The sequence below is a fragment of the uncultured Brachyspira sp. genome (assembly GCF_944390595.1).
In the GTDB taxonomy this organism is placed as follows: Bacteria; Spirochaetota; Brachyspiria; order Brachyspirales; family Brachyspiraceae; genus Brachyspira.
This window is the reverse complement of sequence record NZ_CALXRN010000003.1, coordinates 1-17,166: the sequence shown is the minus strand read 5'-3', so window position 1 is coordinate 17,166 and position 17,166 is coordinate 1. Positions and strand designations below refer to the sequence as shown.

The window sequence follows — 17,166 nt, the reverse complement described above, 5'->3', positions numbered from 1 at the left end:
CATTTAAAACACTTTCCACAACAGCATTTAAAAAAGTATCATTATTTAATTCATCTATAAAATTATATTTTTCTTCAATGTTAAGGATATTTTTTTTATAATCTCTTTGAACAGATTTAAAAATCGGCCCATATCTAAAACATGAAGGACTTTCTGATGATACTGGTATATCTTTTTTAACTAAATAGGTACCATATATAATGTATAAAAATTTATGTAATTTTGTAATATTTAATTCTATTCTTTTTTCTATAGATTTATTGATTACAAATCTAGCTAAATCTATTATATTATACATAAGTACCTCCTTTACAATTATCGAAAAAATTATATATCTTCTATATACAAAATTTATAAGTATATATAAAGATATCTATTAAATGATACCATATATAACAGAATTGTAAACAATTTATAAAAAAAATTTATTCACTAATAATAAACTTTTAAATGAAAATCAAGCCTTATAAACATAATGGTATTAAACAATCAATTTAAAATACTCAAGCTCTGAATAAACATTTTCTGTACCGTTAGCAACTTCTCTTCCCAAAACAGCACTATTGCTTGCTAAATCAGCATTTTCCTGCGTTATGCGGTTTAGCTCATTAATGGCAATAGCAATTTCTCTAACACTTCCTTCCTCCTGAGAAACAGAATTGCATAAATCCATAAGTACATCAGATACTTCTTTGGCAGAATTTTCTATATTCAAAAGCATATCAATAGAATGTCTTACAGATTCATCTCCTACTTCTATTTTTGTAACAGTATTTTCTATTATGTCTGTAATCTTTCCGGCAGCATCATTAACATTCTGAGCAAGAGACCTTATCTCAGAAGCAACAACAGCAAAACCTTTACCCTGTTCTCCGGCACGGGCAGCCTCAACAGCAGCATTTAAAGCTAGTATGTTAGTTTGAAATGCTATAGTTTGTATAAGCTTTATTATATCCGATATTTCCTTGCTTGACTGAGATATATCCGCCATATTATTTGAAATCTGGGTAACAGCATCTACACCTTTTTTTGTAGCTTCAGCCACTTTATTGCTCATATCTCTTACACCGTTTGTATGATTTGAAGTTTCAGATATAGAAGAAAATAGATTTTCTATAGCACTGCTTACTTCCTCTATAGCAGATGCCTGAGATGATGTTCTGTCTGATAAATTATCTATACCATTTGATATCTGAGAACTTGAATTATTTATTGAAGATATATTATTTTTTATTTCAGCTACTATTGAAGATATTTTATTTTGCATTTCATTAACAGAATTAACTAAATGTCCTGACTCATCTTTCAAAGCTAAATCTTCTTTATTGAATACACTGTTAAAATTTCCTTCCTTCATAAGATCTATAATTTTTATAGTATTTCTTAAAGGTTTAACTATCTTATAAACAAGCACTCCTTCAATCAACAATATAAGAATCATAATTATAAATACAACAAGCATTAACATTATAAATTGATTATTAATTTCTCCAGCATCTCCTTTGAATACCAAAAACCAAGGTGCATTTGATGTTTTTTGAATAGCATACCATTGATTGCCTGATATTTTAACCTCTCCTACATGAGAAGCAATATCTCCTTTAAAACCAGCAAAAAGAGGATCATTAAACAAATTATTATTTTCATTTAATATATAATTGGTATTTTCATGCGTCATATATATTCCATTTGACGATACAATATAGAATTCCTCTTTGAAAGTATCTTTTATTTCCTGCATTATTCTGTTCATATCAATGAAATCTATTGCAAATACCCCTTTTAACTTTCCATTTGTATATATTGCCTTACTGAAAGTTACTGTTAATTCGTTAACTGCAAAATCTATATACGGATCGCTTATCATTATATCGCCTGTTTTTAAAGCATCTATATACCATGGCCTTGAGGTTTGATTATATGTACGGGGATATTCTTCTAATGTATTTATATATATTCCGCCCTCTGAATATGGAACAGTATCTCCGAAATACATATTTAAATATCCAGAACTTGATTTTTGTATATTAGTTATAAAATTTCCGAAATTTTCAAGACTTGGGTTTGTTTCAAGGTTATTTACTATTAGATTAACAGTATTTTTTATTTCTCTTATAGAGCCTTCAGCTTCATTTTTTGAGTTTAAAGTCTGGAAATATTTTTCATTTAAAAATTTTGATTTATATATTGGTTTATATATGAAATAAAATAATAAAAAAGCTGCAAGCAAAAATACAGAAAATATACTTAAAAATTTAAACATCAAACTATTTTTCATATTAAGGAAAAACTCCATGATTTAATAATGAAATAAAGCAATCTAAAAAATAAAACCAAAAATATTTGAAAATAATAAAATAGAGAATACTAATGAGCGGGCGAACGGAATCGAACCGTCATCTTTAGATTGGAAGTCTAAGGTAATAACCATTATACGACGCCCGCATTTAAAAGAACTTTTAAGTGCTAAAATTATAGCATACCAATAAAAAAAATCAATATACTAATTTAATTTTTTTCACCATGCTTTGTTTTATATGTGTTGTAAAGCATGAATATTATCCCGCCAGCCCACCCTTTAGTTAAACAAGTATTTTTGAAAAATAAGCCGAAAAATTAAAATATAAACCATTAATATTATAATATTTTCAAATAATCATATAATTTTTTGTAAACATAATACAGTTTTTTGATAAAGTAAATTTTTATACTTCCGAATATTAATATAGTAGTAAATTAATAATTAGGAAGTAAATTATGATAAACGGATTGGGTAATTTATTATCTTTTGCTGATAACAATGTTTCATCTAATAACAATACTTACAGCTTAAATAATTATAGTTATGATGATTCTTTTGCTAAAATGCTGAATAAAACTCAAAGCGAAGAACTTTATTCTTCAAGTGTTTCAAATAAGGCAGTTAATAATCATACAGAAAATTCTTATCAAGAATACAATAACTATAATGATTATTCTCCTGAAGCAAAAGAAGAACAATATTCTGACAGCAATAATATTAATACTGAGAAATCTTCTGATAATAATAATATCAAAGAAAAATCAGAAAATTCTGAAGTAAAAGAAAGAAAAGCAGAAAATACAGAAGATAGTAAAAAAGCCTCTTCATCTGAAGAAAATGAAGCAGTTAATAAAAGCAATAATGAAGAAGAAAATAAAGAAGTAAAAGAAAACATTTCTGAAAAAAGCAAATTAGAAAAAGCCAAAGCAGCTTTGCAAAATGTTAATATTGCCAATGCTGATAAAAAAATTGAGAAAAAAGAAAATATAAGCAGAGAAAATCTAGTATCTAAGGCTGATAAATTAGATAAAAAAGAAAATATCAAAAATGAAGAAATTGAAAATATTAAAAAAGAAATAGAATCCATCAATGCTGAAGAATTAGATGAAGAAGATAAAAAAGAATTGGCTGATTTAATAGAATCTTTGGAAAATCTAAAGAACATGATAGATGCCAAAGATGAAGAAAAAGATAAAAAAATTACTTCTGACGATAATGTAAAAGATGATGTAAAAATTAAAGATATAGATAAAGATTCTCTTAATAAAGAAGCAAAAATAGCTTTGAATAAAGAGGACAGCAAAGAAGAAATCAATAATGCTGATATAATGATTCAAAATGATAATACTCAAATGGCTGAAGCATCTATTGATATGAATACAGAAAATAAATATGCTGACAGATATAATAAAGAAAATGCAGAAAATAATACTGTAAGTTCTGTAAATAACACTATATCTGATGATAAAGGTGCAGAGCTCACTATCATTAATATGAAAGATTCTGCAGAAGGTGCTAATTTAAAAGGATATAATCATTATAATAATGTATCTAAAACACATAACAGCCCTAACCTATCAGACAGCATAATAAAATTCCAAGATTTAATGGGAAAACTTGTTGAAAAGGCGCAGGTTGCATTAGCTAATGGAAAAAGCGAAGTTTTAATGACTCTAAACCCAGAGCATTTGGGCAAAGTAAGATTAAAAATTAATATGGACGGCGATAACTTGGTAGGCAAAATATTTGTAGATAATGCCGAAGTTAAAGATATATTTACTAAGAACTTGGATACTGTTATATCTTCATTAAATGAAATAGGTATAAATATAGAAGGTTTTGATGTAATGTTAAGACAGGATATGCCTAATAACGGAGAGTTCGGAGAAGAGTTAAACAATAACGGAACTAGATTTAATTTTGAAAACAATGATAATGCAGAAGAAGTAAATGCCGATATAAAGAATTACATAGTTCCGGAAAGAAAATTGAATTTACTTATTTAATATAAGGAGAGCAAAAGATGATATCAGCAGACGCTTTAAAAATGTCAGATAAGGAAATAAAAATATTAAAACAGGAAGTTGGTGCTTTCAATTTACAGCATAATTTCCAAAGAGATCCTACTCAGAACTCTTTAGGAAAAGATGCATTTTTGAAACTTCTTACAGTTCAAATGAGCCACCAAGACCCATTGGCTCCAATGGATAACAGAGATATGATAGCACAGCTTGCACAATTCTCTTCTGTTGAGCAGATGACTGAAGTAAATAAAAACTTAGAATCTATGAAAACTTTTTATTCCAGCCAAACAGGATATTCTATGCTAGGAAAAAGCGTAGAAGTTATGGATGAGGCAGGAAACAGATTCTTGGGACCGGTAGAAATGGTTATGGAAAATGATACAGGAGTTGCACTTGCTGTTAGAACCGATAACGGACTTATAACAGTACGTCCGGAAGATGTAATGATAGTACATTCAAACGGAGATTTAATGGCTTCTGAAGCTGCTGCTGTTTCTCAAGTAAGAGAAGCACAAAGCGAAGATGAGGCTGTAAAAATGTTTGAATCTTCTTTAGCTGATAAAGCTAGAATAATTACAAGACCTTCTGCTGAAGATGAAAACGGAGATAAGCCTAATAATGAATTCGGTGAATTAAAAGCTGCTTATGAATCAGAAATTAATACAGCTACTCAGAGTAAAGTTTCTGAAGTTGATAATGCTAATTTGAATAAAACAGAAAAAACTGCCGGCATGATGAAAGCAGAAGAAGCATTAATGAACTCTAAAGAAGGCGGCAATAAAGCTGTTAAAAGATAAAATTAAAAGAAATAAAATTGTTGATAAATTAAAGCCTATAGAATAATATTTAATTATATTCTATGGGCTTTATTTTTGTATATATGAAATACACTTTAATTTTTTTAAATATTGTTTTAAATTAATATATAATAATAAAATATACGAACTGTACTAATATTAGTAATCGGTATAGGAAGCATACCCTAAGTTTATGTGCTGTTTTTAAACTCTTCACAATTATTTATATAAATTAGCTTACAATTTTTATACATAAATTTATATTATAAATTAAATAGGTTCAAAATAGAAAATAAAAATAAAAGCCCTATGTTATTTAAACATGGGCTTTTTTAGAAGTTATTATAATAAAAAAATTTTCTTGTATATTAAGAAGCCGTCTTTGTCAATTTATCAGATGAATATATTTCAGATGTTCCAGTATTATTATCTTGTATAATAAGAGAAAAATTAACATTTCCATTTCCATCAAATATCAAAGAGAATATCAATGTAGAACCATCTTCAGTTTTCATAGAGTTATAACTTTTATCATCTTCTTTTGAAACACTATTAAAAGTAAATTCTTTTGAAGTAGTTTTAAATGTTACTGTAGAATCTTTATTGACTATTAAGCTTACATTTTCTTCTGTAGCTGGTCCAGCAGATGGTATTGTAGTATATTTTGCTTTTTCTGTATATGTACCTTCATAGTTTGCAATTGTAATTTGATTATTATTGTTATTTGATGAGTTTAAAGGGTTATCTTTAGCACATGAAACAACTAATATTAAAACCGCAAATAATATAAATATTTTTGTTTTCATTTTTATATCCTTATGTTTTGTATATGTTAAAATATAACAAATTAATTATAAAAATGTGCTTTTTTTTCTATAAAAATTCACTTTTTTAAATAATCCAAAAATCTTTGAGGCAAATAAACATTATCATATTCATCTTTTAAAGCCTCTCTGAAAAGCTCTGCCATTTCCTCAACTTTAAAACCTGCTATACCGCATCCTATTTCTGTTACTAAAAATTTTAACTCCTTATGCTCTAAAGTAAAAGCTAAAAACTTATCAACATATTTTTTTATTTCTGATACTGCCATCTTTCCGCTTTTTGTATAATCAACAGTAGGTATGGCAAATGTCTTACCCTGAAGCCCGAATGCCTGACCATATACAGCACCGAAGTTCATAGCAAATCTTGCCGCCCCTCCCCCATGTGCTCCTTGAGTATTGCTTCCAAATACAAATACTTCATTATCATCTAATTTTGTTATATTGCTTGATGATATTCTATTCATAAAAGATTCCTCCTTATAAAAATACTGCCAAAAAGTATATTATAATCATCATAACAAATCCTGTAATACTTATGGATAATATTATATTTCTTATAATAATATTGATTATAGGATTGTAAGAAAAATTTGCTCTTTTTAAAGCATAATAAAAAGTTATACCTAGAAGTAATATATCATCTAATTTTCCTATAAGTATTCTGTCTGGAATTAAATCAATAGGAGATAGAGTATAAATAAGTGCTAAAATAAAAGGTATCCAATATATAAACTTCTTTTCTTTTTTTCTCTGATAATCTTTATAAACTTTATATTTTCTATATATTCCGTCCTCTCCTAGTATCTCTACATCATCTTCTTCTATTTCTGTATAATCTTTTTTATTTTTATCATATTTCATAAATTAATCTCTGTTTATTATAAACAAATTATATAGTATATATCTTTTTAGTCAATTAATTATAAAAAAGAATAGTTAATATTATTTTAAATACTAACTATTCTAAAAAATTATATTTTAGGGTAATTAATTATTGGCTTTATAATATTCAGCTATATTATCAAAATCTTCTTTTGAAAGTACAGAAGCACAAAGAGGAAGCAAAATATTTTCTTCTTTAAATATCATATCGTAAATATTATTTTTAAAATCTTTCATACTTTCAAAATCATTGTTTTTGATTATTAAATTTAACTTATTTAAAATATCTCTATCTACTTTGGACATAACTTTTGAAGGTTCATCATTTCCATATCTTTTTAAAGCTGTAAAAAATAAACTCTCTTTTTTTGAATAATGTTCATGAAGTTTATTGTAAAGTTCAGAATATAAAATATCATTATCCTTTAATAAATCTTCTATATATCTGTTTTCACTTTTAAATAATACTACAGCTTCATAATCATATTCAATATTGGAATTATCCATAGCATCTTTTAAAAGTAATGTTCTAATATAGAAAAAACGCTTAGCCTCATCAATGCTCATGCCGTTATTAACTAGTTCATGCATAGCATTATGAACTTCTTCAGCCGATACTTTAATCAATTTATCTTCAAACTCTCTTTTTATTGAATCTATATTCTCTCCATTATGAAGCTTTACTATAAGAGATTTTAATATATCATTTCTTTCATTTGAATTTAAAATACAGTCTTTTTTTAAATCAAAACCATACTCATTAAACTTATTATTTAATTTATCAAAATTAATGTTCTTTAATTTAAGAGCAGATTTTAAACTCATTATCTTTGCCGCTGTATTAAACATTATTGGATTTTTTATCTTATCAAAACCTAATCCATATAAAGCCTCTTTAAGTTTTGGGTATTTGCTGCATATATTGTATACTGTATCATTTATATCAATTAATTCCAAAGCTACCATATTATCCTCTTTATTTTTGTTTGATTACTCTAACATATTTTATATGTTTTCTAAAAAATAGTCAAATATAAAACAGTATAAATTTTTTTTTATTATTGCTTTTATAATATCAATCTGTTAATATGAACATATTGTATTAATTAAATCTTAAGGAATTTTTATATGAGTAATTTAAATGAAGTAAAAAATGAGTATCTTAAGATGTTAAAAGAAAATATTATACCATTTTGGCTTAAAAACGGACTTGATAAAAAACACGGCGGATACTACACTGCATTAGATAGAAAAGGCACACTTATAGAAACAGATAAATCCGTATGGTTTCAGGGAAGATTTGCTTGGGTGCTGTCTACTCTATATGCTGACTTTGAAAAAAAGCAGGAATATATTGACGCTGCAAAATCAGGAATAGATTTTTTAGAAAAATACTGTTTTGATAAATCAGGCGACGGAAGAATGTATTTCAGAGTTACAGAAGACGGAAAGCCTATAATAAAAAGATTAAGATATTACTTTTCAGAAACATTCTGCTTAGTTGCTATGGCTGCATATTCAAGAGCAAGCGGAGATAAAAGCTATGTTAAAAAGGCAAGAGAAATACTTGATAATATCGACAGATACCAAAAAGAAAATCTTTTAATACCAAAATTTGATGCTGTAAACAGACCTACTATAGCTTTCGGACCTCCTATGATAATGCTTGCTACTGTTCAGGAATTAAGAAAAGCCGATCCCGAAAATAAAGATTATTACAATAAATACATTGATAATCTGCTTTCTAATATACAGTTATTTTTATATGAAGAGAAAAAAGCAGTACTTGAACAATGCAATCCTGACGGTACTTTGCAGGATCACTTTGAAGGAAGATTATTAAATCCAGGTCATGCTATAGAATCTTCTTGGTTCATATTAAGAGAAGCTATAGAAAGAAATCATGATGAAAAATTAAAAGCCCTAGGTGTTAAAATATTTGACTGGATGTGGGAATGGGGCTGGGATAAAGAGTACGGCGGTATTATTCAATATATGGATGTACTTGGAAAAGCTAAAAGCGAATATCACCATGACATGAAATTCTGGTGGCCTCAGACTGAAGCTGCTATTGCTGCTTTATACTGCTACTATTTCACTAAAGATGATAAATATTTAGAAAAGCATGATATGGTTAAAGAATATACTAAAAAATTCATTGATACAGAATACGGAGAATGGTTCGGATATCTTCACAGAGACGGAACAATATCAACTGACTTAAAAGGAAATATGTATAAAGGACCTTTCCATATTCCTAGAATGTATATGAAATGTGTTGAAATAATTGATGCTATTAATGCTAAATAAAAAATAAAAATATAATAAATAAAGCTGAACTTTATTTAAAAAGTTCAGCTTTTTTAAGTAAAATTTTAATTTGTAATTTTAACTGCTATAGGTTAAAATAAAAATCGACTATATTCAAAGGAATTTTATGTTTTCATTAAGAAGGAAGCTTGAAAAGAATGATTTAGAAACATTAGATTTATTTACGATTTCTTTTTCTATGCTCAGAGTAAATTTTATTAACTTTATAATAGTAGGTTTTATATGCGGTATGCCTTTAATATTAACTACAGTATATTTTCCTCCTACTATATTTGATCCGGAAAAAATATCCACTTTGGAGCAATTAATAAATTGGTTTAAAAATGAAGTTAATATAGGTTTTTATATAAATATTATTTTATCTATTATTTTAGATACTATATCTATTATAGCCATATCTCTTCTTGTAGAAGGATTAATTTATAGAAAAAGAAAAACAGCTTCTTGGGCTATTATAAAAAGCTTCAGCATGCTTATTCCTACATTGGTTACTTTATTTATATCTGCGATTATAATATTTATGGGATTAACATTCTTTATAATACCAGGAATAATATTAATAGTATTATTTATGTTTTCCCAAAATATTTGTGCTCTTAGGCATACTTGGGGAATAGATGCATTAAAATATTCATATAAGTTAATCAAATCTAATTTCTTCAAAGCTTTCTTTATAATATCTTTTATATTTATATTCAAAACAGTTTTCTTAATAACTTTCCCTTCTGCTCCTATAGATACAAAAGAAGGTTTGTTATACTATTTTATCTCTTCAATATCTTTATATATATTTGACACTTATTTTAAAATCATAATAGCTTTATTCTTTTTAAATAGAGATTTTGTTAATAGTGCCCAACTTGAAGAAGATGATGATGAAGAGGAAGATAACGAAGAAGAGAACAATTAAAAAAATCTCTAATTATTGATATATTATTTTTTTGATATGGTTCCTATACCATGAGAATCATCTTCAATAGTGCCTTCTGTATCGGATTGAAATTTTACAGAAACAGAAAAAGGCTTATCAGATTCTATATTCATTTTATATTTATCATTTCCTAAATCTTCTATAGATGAAACTTTTAAATTATTATACATCATATCAGATTCTAATTTTATATTAATATCAAAACTTTTATTATTAGCAAATGAAGCATTCCAATCGCCTATATAATTAGTAATTCCCTTGCTTGGCTTTATCTCTTCAGGTTTTTGGCTTGCAGATGTTGAACCGTCGCTGGAATTGCTGCAGCTTAACACAAAAAAAGAAAATAAAATTGATAGAACTATTGTTATTTTTTTACTCATAATACTTTAACCTCTTATATAATTATAATATTTATTATATAGTAATTATTATTTATAACAAGTCTATTCATAAATTTATAATTGAAAAATTATTATAATATAATATTATATTTGCACATAAAATTTTAAGGAGTATAAAAAATGAAAGCATTAATACTTAGCGATAATTTCTTTGAAGATTCAGAATTATTTTACCCTTATTTCAGACTTATAGAAGAAGGCATAGAAGTTGATATTGCTGCTTTAAAAAAAGGAACTATATCCGGAGAATATTTTTTTGAAATTGAAGCTAAATTAGATTTCTCAGAGGTTAATCCTGAAAATTATAAAGCTCTTATAATACCAGGCGGAAGAGCACCTGAGGCTATAAGAGGAAATGAAGATGTAAAAAAAATAATAAAATATTTTGTTGATAATAATCTTCCTATAGCTGCAATATGTCATGGACAGCAGACTTTAATATCTGCAAATGTATTAGAAGGAAAAGAAGCTACATGCTATATATCTATAAAAGATGATTTAATCAATGCCAAAGCAAATTATAAAGATGAAGCTGTAGTAGTATGCGGAAACATTATTACTTCAAGATGCCCTAATGATTTGCCTTATTTTGCTAAAGAATTAATAAAGAAATTAAAATAAAATTATTTACAGTGTGAATAAATTATGCTCTTAAATAAAGTTTAAGAGTATAATTTACATAATTTATTAACCTTTTTTATACTAAATAATATTTCATCAATATATTTATAAATCATTTCAAAATTAGTTCTATCAATATTAAATTCATATACTGCAAAATTAAAAAACAGTCTGAATGTTTCATCTCTTTTTGATTGATAATTATATATCTCCATAATTTTCGATACATTCTCATCAAAATATTTTCTGCATTCAAATTTATTAAAAGGAAAATTTACCGACTCTATTTTTTCAATTTCTTTATTTTCATTAATATTTTCATCATTATATAAATAATCTAAAGTATCTATAATATCATAATCATTAATAATATTATTAATATAATCTATTTTTTTATTTAACTTTATAATATCATCTCTTAATTTTTGAACATGATGTTTTTTTATATTAGAAAAATAAACTATATCAGATATAAATTTTATTTTTTTTATATTATATTTAACATCATTTAATAATCCATCAGGTGATAATCTTGAATAATAATCAAGAACCATTAAATTATCTTTAGTATATTCTGCTTTGAGAGAACCCCTTTTAAATCTTTCAATTGCATAGTCATTATTTATTAATGTATAATATAAAAGAAAAAACAAAAAATCATAATACAAATATAGATAATTATAATCATCTTCTACAAGTATTATACTCTCTATTTTTTCTTTTAACATATATTTATATTTTTCTTCTATATCTTCATCAAAATAATGTTTATATACATAATCTTCATAAAAAGATATATAAAAATTGAAAGGATATTTATAATTTTTTAAATTATGTTTTTTATATATAGGCTCAAAAAAATTTATATTATCTTTCTTTAAATAAAAATATTTATATCTGTATAAATCATATAAATTATTATATATTTCCATATCATCGCTTACTATAAATATATAATCTAATACAAATTTAAAATAAAAGAAATGCAAATCATAATCGATAATTTTATTTTCTAATTCTATTTTTTTATCATCATCTTTTATGTTTTTATATTCATCAATCATTATTTTTATATTATTAAACAGTATAAAAATATAATCTTCTATATAATTTTTACGATCTTCTATATTATAGAGTTTCTTTATATTTTCTATATCTTCAATGTCAAATAATTTTTTTAATTCAGTATTTTTTATATTTTCTATTCTTTCTTTGAATTCTTTATCCTTGTTATTGTAATTTAATTCCTCTAAAATACTTTCTATATACAAATTATTTTTAATAAATCCGCTCTCTCTTAATGCCTTTAAAACTTTTCTTTTATCAAATAATTCATCTTTTATATCATTAGTATCTTCTAAGTAGCTTATATTTCTTATAAAATTAAAAGTATCCTCTTTAATATTCTTATATATTCTAAGTATCTCATCCAAAATAATTAAAGATTCCAAAGTATAATATCTCATACTTTTTTTGTTATCATCATTACATTTTTGCAATCTGTATGAAGGAAGTATTCCAGATTTATTAGAATTATAATACTCCTGAAGAATCTTTTTTAATCTTTTTAATTCTCTTTCTTTGATAATTAAATCTGTTATATATTCATCTTTTTCTATTACTGCCTCATCAATATTATTGTATTTTTTTCCAAAATACAATAATTTGCTTCTGTCAATTATGCCGTTTATTTTATTATATATAAAAAAGCTATAACATTGCTTCTGCTCTAATGATTTTAATATATTAAATAAATCCAAAAATGCACCTATTTCAAAAAAGCATAATTTATTTTTATCTGCAAAATTTAATATATTATTTTCGTATTTATGCTCTCCGATTTCTTTATATTCATTGCCGTAAAACTTTATTTGTATATATTTATAATTTCCTTTTTTTAGCTGAGTTACAGTTCCTGAATTTTTTGAAACCAAATATATTGTAATATCTTTATTATATCCCTGCTTTATTATTTCTATTCTTTTTAATAAAGTTTTTAATGATGGAAGAATATAGTCATCATCAAAATTATTAATATCAGTTTGTATTATATATTTTATTAAATCTATTTCCATGTTTTTATTATATCAAAAATAAAAACATATACAATAAAAACTCCTAATGAATATATAAATCCATTAGGAGAAAAAATTTAGGTATTAGGTTATTTTTTTTGGTTAGGGTTTAATTGTTTTCCTCTATTGCCTTGATTCTTATCGTATGTTTTATTCGTTCCTGATGTACCTTTATTAGCATTTGAAATATCTGCTTCATGATTAGATTTTTTACTCATATTTTACTCCTTAATTAATATTTGCTTAATATATCAAACATAAAATCAGAAAATTTTACTTTATCAAAAGAATTATTTTCTTCATTGTATGATGAAAAAGCACTTAAAAGCATTAGTATAAAAGAAAGCATAGTAATATCTTCTTTGTCTAAATCTGCATTTTTATAATTGAATATGAGTTTCTTTATATAGCTTTCATCAATTTTATCATTATTTTTTATAAACTCATTTTTTATATTTTTTATAATAGGTACTATTAATTCCTTTTCCATCTCATCAATATTTTTTATAATATCTTTCATTTTTTTAAAATCCTCCAAATTTTTTACAGATTTATACAAAAAAATAATATCAATATCCTCATTTTCAAATATTATTTTATAAATATCCGGCACTTCCAAACCTATTGACTTTAAATACAATATCTCCTTCACTATATTCAAATGTTCATTGGTATAATATCTCACGTCCTCTCTTGATTTTCCCTGAGGAACTCTGTATGCCGGAAGTATGCCCTTATTATCCCAATCTCTCATATTCTTTAATGTAACATCTTCTATACCTTCGCATTTAAGAAAATCTATAAACTCGCCTATAGACATTAAATCATTTTTATTAATATCATATTTTGAAGTTAATGTATGCTTTACTTTATTTATAAAATATTCAGCATTATCATTATTGATATTTATTTTATTATCATTTTTCATTTTTATACCCATACAAAAAACATATATTATATATAAATAATATTAAGTTTTTTGTACATAGTATAAAAATAAAAAGCATAGACATTTACATATATATCCCCTAATACATATATAATAGTATTAAAGCAATTTCTTATACTTATCTATTATATTAATCATTTCCTCCTTAAAATAAGATTTATTAAAAGAACATCCGTCATAAGAAGAACAAGCCTTTTTAACTATATCTACAAAAGCAATAACAGAAGCATGTTCTTTTTTTAATTTGCCGCATTTACCATTTGTTTTGTATTTATCCAAATTAATAATATGCATTACTGTTTCTATTGAAGGAGTTATTAATTTAGTTTCCATATCCTCCATGTTATTTATAGTCTTTTTCATTTTGGAAAAATCTTCCTTATTTTTTATAGATTTCTCCAAAAGAACAACATCTTCTCTTTCATTAAAAAATAAAACCCTCTCTATATCTGATATATCAAAACCTATCTTTTTAAGTCTTAGTATTTCTTTAATCATCTGTATATGACCTCTGCTGTAAAATCTTGTTTCTGTTCTAATAGCACCTTTTGCCTTTCTGTATGCAGGGAGTATTTCCTTTTCATCCCATTTTCTCAAAATCTTTAAATCTATATCTCCGTCATTTATTATCTTATCTCTTATCAATTCATTAAAGAAATCTCCTATTTGCAGAAATGAATTTTTATCAGCTTTTGACTTGCTTGGAAGTATATATTCTTTTCCTGCTATATAATAAATAATGTCTTTTTCATTAACATCTCTTTTGCTGTTGTCATATACTTCATTATCTTTATTTCTTCTAGCCATTTTTTTCTCCTTAAAATATTTATATAATATCTATAATCATACATTCACATATACAATTATAGCCCCTCCTTTTTTGCATTTGTTCTGCTTCCATTTAAGAACATGACCTTTCTTCTTTAATTCATAAATTCTGTTTATAACATGATCTCTTAATACTGAATGTCCAATTCCGTTATGAAGTCCTCTTCCGTATATTATTTCTAACGGAGAATTAATATTATTTATATAGTAATAATGGAGTATTGTGTGGTCAATAAAATCTATTGCTTCATTTACTGTAAAGTTATGCAAATCTATAACATAATTGCCGTTATCACGGTATATTTTACGGTTAATCATTCTATCTTTTTTCATAATAACTCCTAAATTTAAGTAATCTAATTTTATTTTAGGCATAATATTCCTCCAGCAAAAAATTCAATGTATATTAATATATTAATTTGACTTTAATCTTTATAATAGGTTATGAAATACTGATATTAATCTATATTGGAGTAAGCCTTTCCTTTATAATTAACCATATATTGTAAGTCATATATCCCTCCTATTAACCATTTATATATATGATAGCAAATATAAATAAAAATGCATTTGATATCCTCTGTAGGATATCATATTTGGAGGAATAAAATCAATTATTAAAGCCAATTGAAATATTCTACCAAACATATAAAAAAATTAATCTAAATATTTTTATATTTTTTTATAATTACCCTTATATATACTTCATATCATATCTACATATATAATACCTAATATACATAAAAATGCATTTGAAACCCTATGTAGGACATCATAAAAATTAATTTTTTCATATACATATTAACTTCATACCTTAAAGCATTATTTATATATATACATGTCATCCCTAGTAACTATTATATTATATCCCTATGGTTAATTTAAATCAGCAGAAGAGTGAGGATGTATTGGAATATTATTGAAGTATTTTTGGAGTATAAAAAAATACTTCAATAACGTATTAAATGTAAAATAAAATTATTGATTTGATTTCACTAAATTATATATTTTATCATAGTTTTTCATTAAACTGATATTTTCTTTGAATGTATTTTCTAAATTGCTGTTATCATAGTTAAGTTTAATTATCTTATAAAGACTTATATAATTCATTTTTTTAAATTTAAATGCTTTAGCCGTATTATAAATTATTTTTTCATCTTCTGAGTTTATAGTACATTCTATTATTATTTTATCCTTTATTTCTAATTTTTTTAATTTTGATATTTTATTTTTTAATTCCGTATATTCTTCCTGCTCCATATAATCTGTAAAATAAAGAATATTTAAAATCTCTTCAGATATGTTTTTTATATGAATATTATTTTTCAATTGAAATGAAATTATTTTATCATTAAGAATTATATATTTTTTATAAGTTTCTTTTATATTAAAATCTATTTCATCAAAAATTATATTTTCAAATAAAACTTTATCATGCCTTTCAAAACCATAATAATTACAGCTTTTATAAATATAATCTATTTCCTCTTTTCTTTTTTCATTAATCGAATAAAAATTTTCTTTGCATATACTTATAAAAAATTTATATTCGCTTATATTTATTTTTTTTCTTACAAAACTTTCATAAATTTTAAATGGAGCATGATATAATTTCTGATGATAATATATAACAGGGTGTATATCTTCATCGCTTTCATCGTATAACTTAACATCATCAAATTTTGAATATATGTTTTTTATATACTCTTCTAAATTATCATCTATTTTTTCATTATACTTTTCTTTTTTATATTCTTCTTTTTTTAAATCTCCATATAAAGCAGACCTTATCTCGCCATAATTTTTTCCTTCTTTTTCTAACCTTAATATTTCACTTAAAAGCGGATAATGATCTTTTGTATATATTCTAGTTTTTTTATCATCATTCTTTGAGTTTTTATATTTTATGTTGTATGAAGGGAGTATATTTTCTCTATCATAAGCCTGCTGCATAGTGTCTTTTAAATTTTCATTATCATTGTTATGATTTTCAAAATATTTATCTAAAAAAGCCTGTATACTGAAAAAATAAATACTTTCATCATCAAAATAAAAATCATATAATATATTTTTATACTCTTTCTCATCATCAGAAAAAATATAAATATTATCTTCTGAAAATTTAATCTTTCTTCTTTTATAATTTCCTTTTGATTCTTTTTCTCTTCTTGAAACAGCTTCTATTAAAAATATAT

The 17,166-nt window shown here is 24.6% G+C and carries 18 protein-coding genes and 1 tRNA gene; 5 read left to right on the top strand and 14 right to left on the bottom strand.

Annotated features, from left to right (window positions below):
• The 3 genes from Q0J90_RS00160 to Q0J90_RS00150 form a co-directional block, all read right to left on the bottom strand.
• The coding region (locus Q0J90_RS00160; protein WP_297275993.1) for a hypothetical protein at positions 1 to 298 on the bottom strand (298 nt) is incomplete at its 3' end.
• Between the two features lie 183 nt (positions 299 to 481).
• Positions 482 to 2,278 carry a methyl-accepting chemotaxis protein gene (locus Q0J90_RS00155; RefSeq protein WP_297275992.1) on the bottom strand — a complete coding sequence of 599 codons (1,797 nt, stop codon included), beginning with the start codon at positions 2,276 to 2,278 and terminating at the stop codon, positions 482 to 484.
• 95 nt (positions 2,279 to 2,373) lie between these two features.
• Positions 2,374 to 2,445, bottom strand: a tRNA-Gly gene (locus tag Q0J90_RS00150).
• Positions 2,446 to 2,757: 312 nt separating this feature from the next.
• Between Q0J90_RS00150 and Q0J90_RS00145 the strand changes: the two genes are divergently transcribed.
• Together Q0J90_RS00145 and Q0J90_RS00140 are read left to right on the top strand one after the other, a co-directional pair.
• Positions 2,758 to 4,308 carry a flagellar hook-length control protein FliK gene (locus tag Q0J90_RS00145; RefSeq protein ID WP_297275991.1) on the top strand — a complete coding sequence of 517 codons (1,551 nt, stop codon included), beginning with the start codon at positions 2,758 to 2,760 and terminating at the stop codon, positions 4,306 to 4,308.
• Positions 4,309 to 4,325: 17 nt separating this feature from the next.
• Positions 4,326 to 5,123 carry a flagellar hook capping FlgD N-terminal domain-containing protein gene (locus Q0J90_RS00140; protein WP_297275990.1) on the top strand — a complete coding sequence of 266 codons (798 nt, stop codon included), beginning with the start codon at positions 4,326 to 4,328 and terminating at the stop codon, positions 5,121 to 5,123.
• Positions 5,124 to 5,491: 368 nt separating this feature from the next.
• On the opposite strand, the gene Q0J90_RS00135 is transcribed toward Q0J90_RS00140, so the two are convergent.
• The 4 genes from Q0J90_RS00135 to Q0J90_RS00120 form a co-directional block, all read right to left on the bottom strand.
• Complete coding sequence (locus tag Q0J90_RS00135; RefSeq protein ID WP_297275989.1) at positions 5,492 to 5,929, bottom strand: hypothetical protein; 438 nt, start codon at positions 5,927 to 5,929, stop codon at positions 5,492 to 5,494.
• A 77-nt stretch (positions 5,930 to 6,006) separates the two neighbouring features.
• Entirely contained in the window at positions 6,007 to 6,414 is a 408-nt protein-coding gene (locus Q0J90_RS00130; protein ID WP_297275988.1) for a hypothetical protein, read from the bottom strand.
• A gap of 13 nt (positions 6,415 to 6,427) precedes the next feature.
• Positions 6,428 to 6,811 carry a YkvA family protein gene (locus Q0J90_RS00125; protein WP_297275987.1) on the bottom strand — a complete coding sequence of 128 codons (384 nt, stop codon included), beginning with the start codon at positions 6,809 to 6,811 and terminating at the stop codon, positions 6,428 to 6,430.
• Between the two features lie 126 nt (positions 6,812 to 6,937).
• Positions 6,938 to 7,798: a DUF438 domain-containing protein gene (locus Q0J90_RS00120; protein ID WP_297275986.1), complete on the bottom strand. Its 861-nt coding sequence runs from the start codon at positions 7,796 to 7,798 to the stop codon at positions 6,938 to 6,940.
• Between the two features lie 162 nt (positions 7,799 to 7,960).
• Here Q0J90_RS00120 and Q0J90_RS00115 point away from each other — a divergent pair, with 162 nt between their 5' ends.
• A complete protein-coding gene (locus Q0J90_RS00115) occupies positions 7,961 to 9,142 on the top strand; it encodes an AGE family epimerase/isomerase (protein WP_297275985.1) in 1,182 nt (393 codons plus the stop codon).
• Between the two features lie 127 nt (positions 9,143 to 9,269).
• Positions 9,270 to 10,073, top strand: a complete 804-nt coding sequence (locus Q0J90_RS00110; RefSeq protein ID WP_297275984.1) for a hypothetical protein — start codon at positions 9,270 to 9,272, stop codon at positions 10,071 to 10,073.
• A 23-nt stretch (positions 10,074 to 10,096) separates the two neighbouring features.
• On the opposite strand, the gene Q0J90_RS00105 is transcribed toward Q0J90_RS00110, so the two are convergent.
• Positions 10,097 to 10,474 (bottom strand): hypothetical protein, encoded by a 378-nt coding sequence (locus Q0J90_RS00105; protein WP_297275983.1) that lies wholly within the window; start codon positions 10,472 to 10,474, stop codon positions 10,097 to 10,099.
• Positions 10,475 to 10,615: 141 nt separating this feature from the next.
• Here Q0J90_RS00105 and Q0J90_RS00100 point away from each other — a divergent pair, with 141 nt between their 5' ends.
• Positions 10,616 to 11,116, top strand: coding sequence for a type 1 glutamine amidotransferase domain-containing protein (locus tag Q0J90_RS00100; RefSeq protein ID WP_297275982.1), 501 nt, complete (start codon positions 10,616 to 10,618; stop codon positions 11,114 to 11,116).
• Positions 11,117 to 11,157: 41 nt separating this feature from the next.
• Here Q0J90_RS00100 and Q0J90_RS00095 read toward each other — a convergent pair whose 3' ends face one another.
• The 6 genes from Q0J90_RS00095 to Q0J90_RS00070 form a co-directional block, all read right to left on the bottom strand.
• Entirely contained in the window at positions 11,158 to 13,191 is a 2,034-nt protein-coding gene (locus tag Q0J90_RS00095; RefSeq protein WP_297275981.1) for a hypothetical protein, read from the bottom strand.
• An 89-nt stretch (positions 13,192 to 13,280) separates the two neighbouring features.
• Positions 13,281 to 13,409, bottom strand: a complete 129-nt coding sequence (locus tag Q0J90_RS00090) for a hypothetical protein (RefSeq protein ID WP_297275980.1) — start codon at positions 13,407 to 13,409, stop codon at positions 13,281 to 13,283.
• Positions 13,410 to 13,423: 14 nt separating this feature from the next.
• On the bottom strand, positions 13,424 to 14,119 hold the full coding sequence (locus Q0J90_RS00085; protein WP_297275979.1) for a MerR family transcriptional regulator: 696 nt from the start codon (positions 14,117 to 14,119) through the stop codon (positions 13,424 to 13,426).
• Positions 14,120 to 14,239: 120 nt separating this feature from the next.
• Complete coding sequence (locus Q0J90_RS00080; protein ID WP_297275978.1) at positions 14,240 to 14,947, bottom strand: MerR family transcriptional regulator; 708 nt, start codon at positions 14,945 to 14,947, stop codon at positions 14,240 to 14,242.
• 36 nt (positions 14,948 to 14,983) lie between these two features.
• The gene (locus tag Q0J90_RS00075; RefSeq protein WP_297275977.1) at positions 14,984 to 15,343 is read right to left on the bottom strand and encodes a Smr/MutS family protein; all 360 of its coding nucleotides are present in this window, start codon (positions 15,341 to 15,343) and stop codon (positions 14,984 to 14,986) included.
• Between the two features lie 603 nt (positions 15,344 to 15,946).
• On the bottom strand, positions 15,947 to 17,166 hold a 1,220-nt coding region (locus Q0J90_RS00070; protein WP_297275976.1), incomplete at its 5' end, for a hypothetical protein.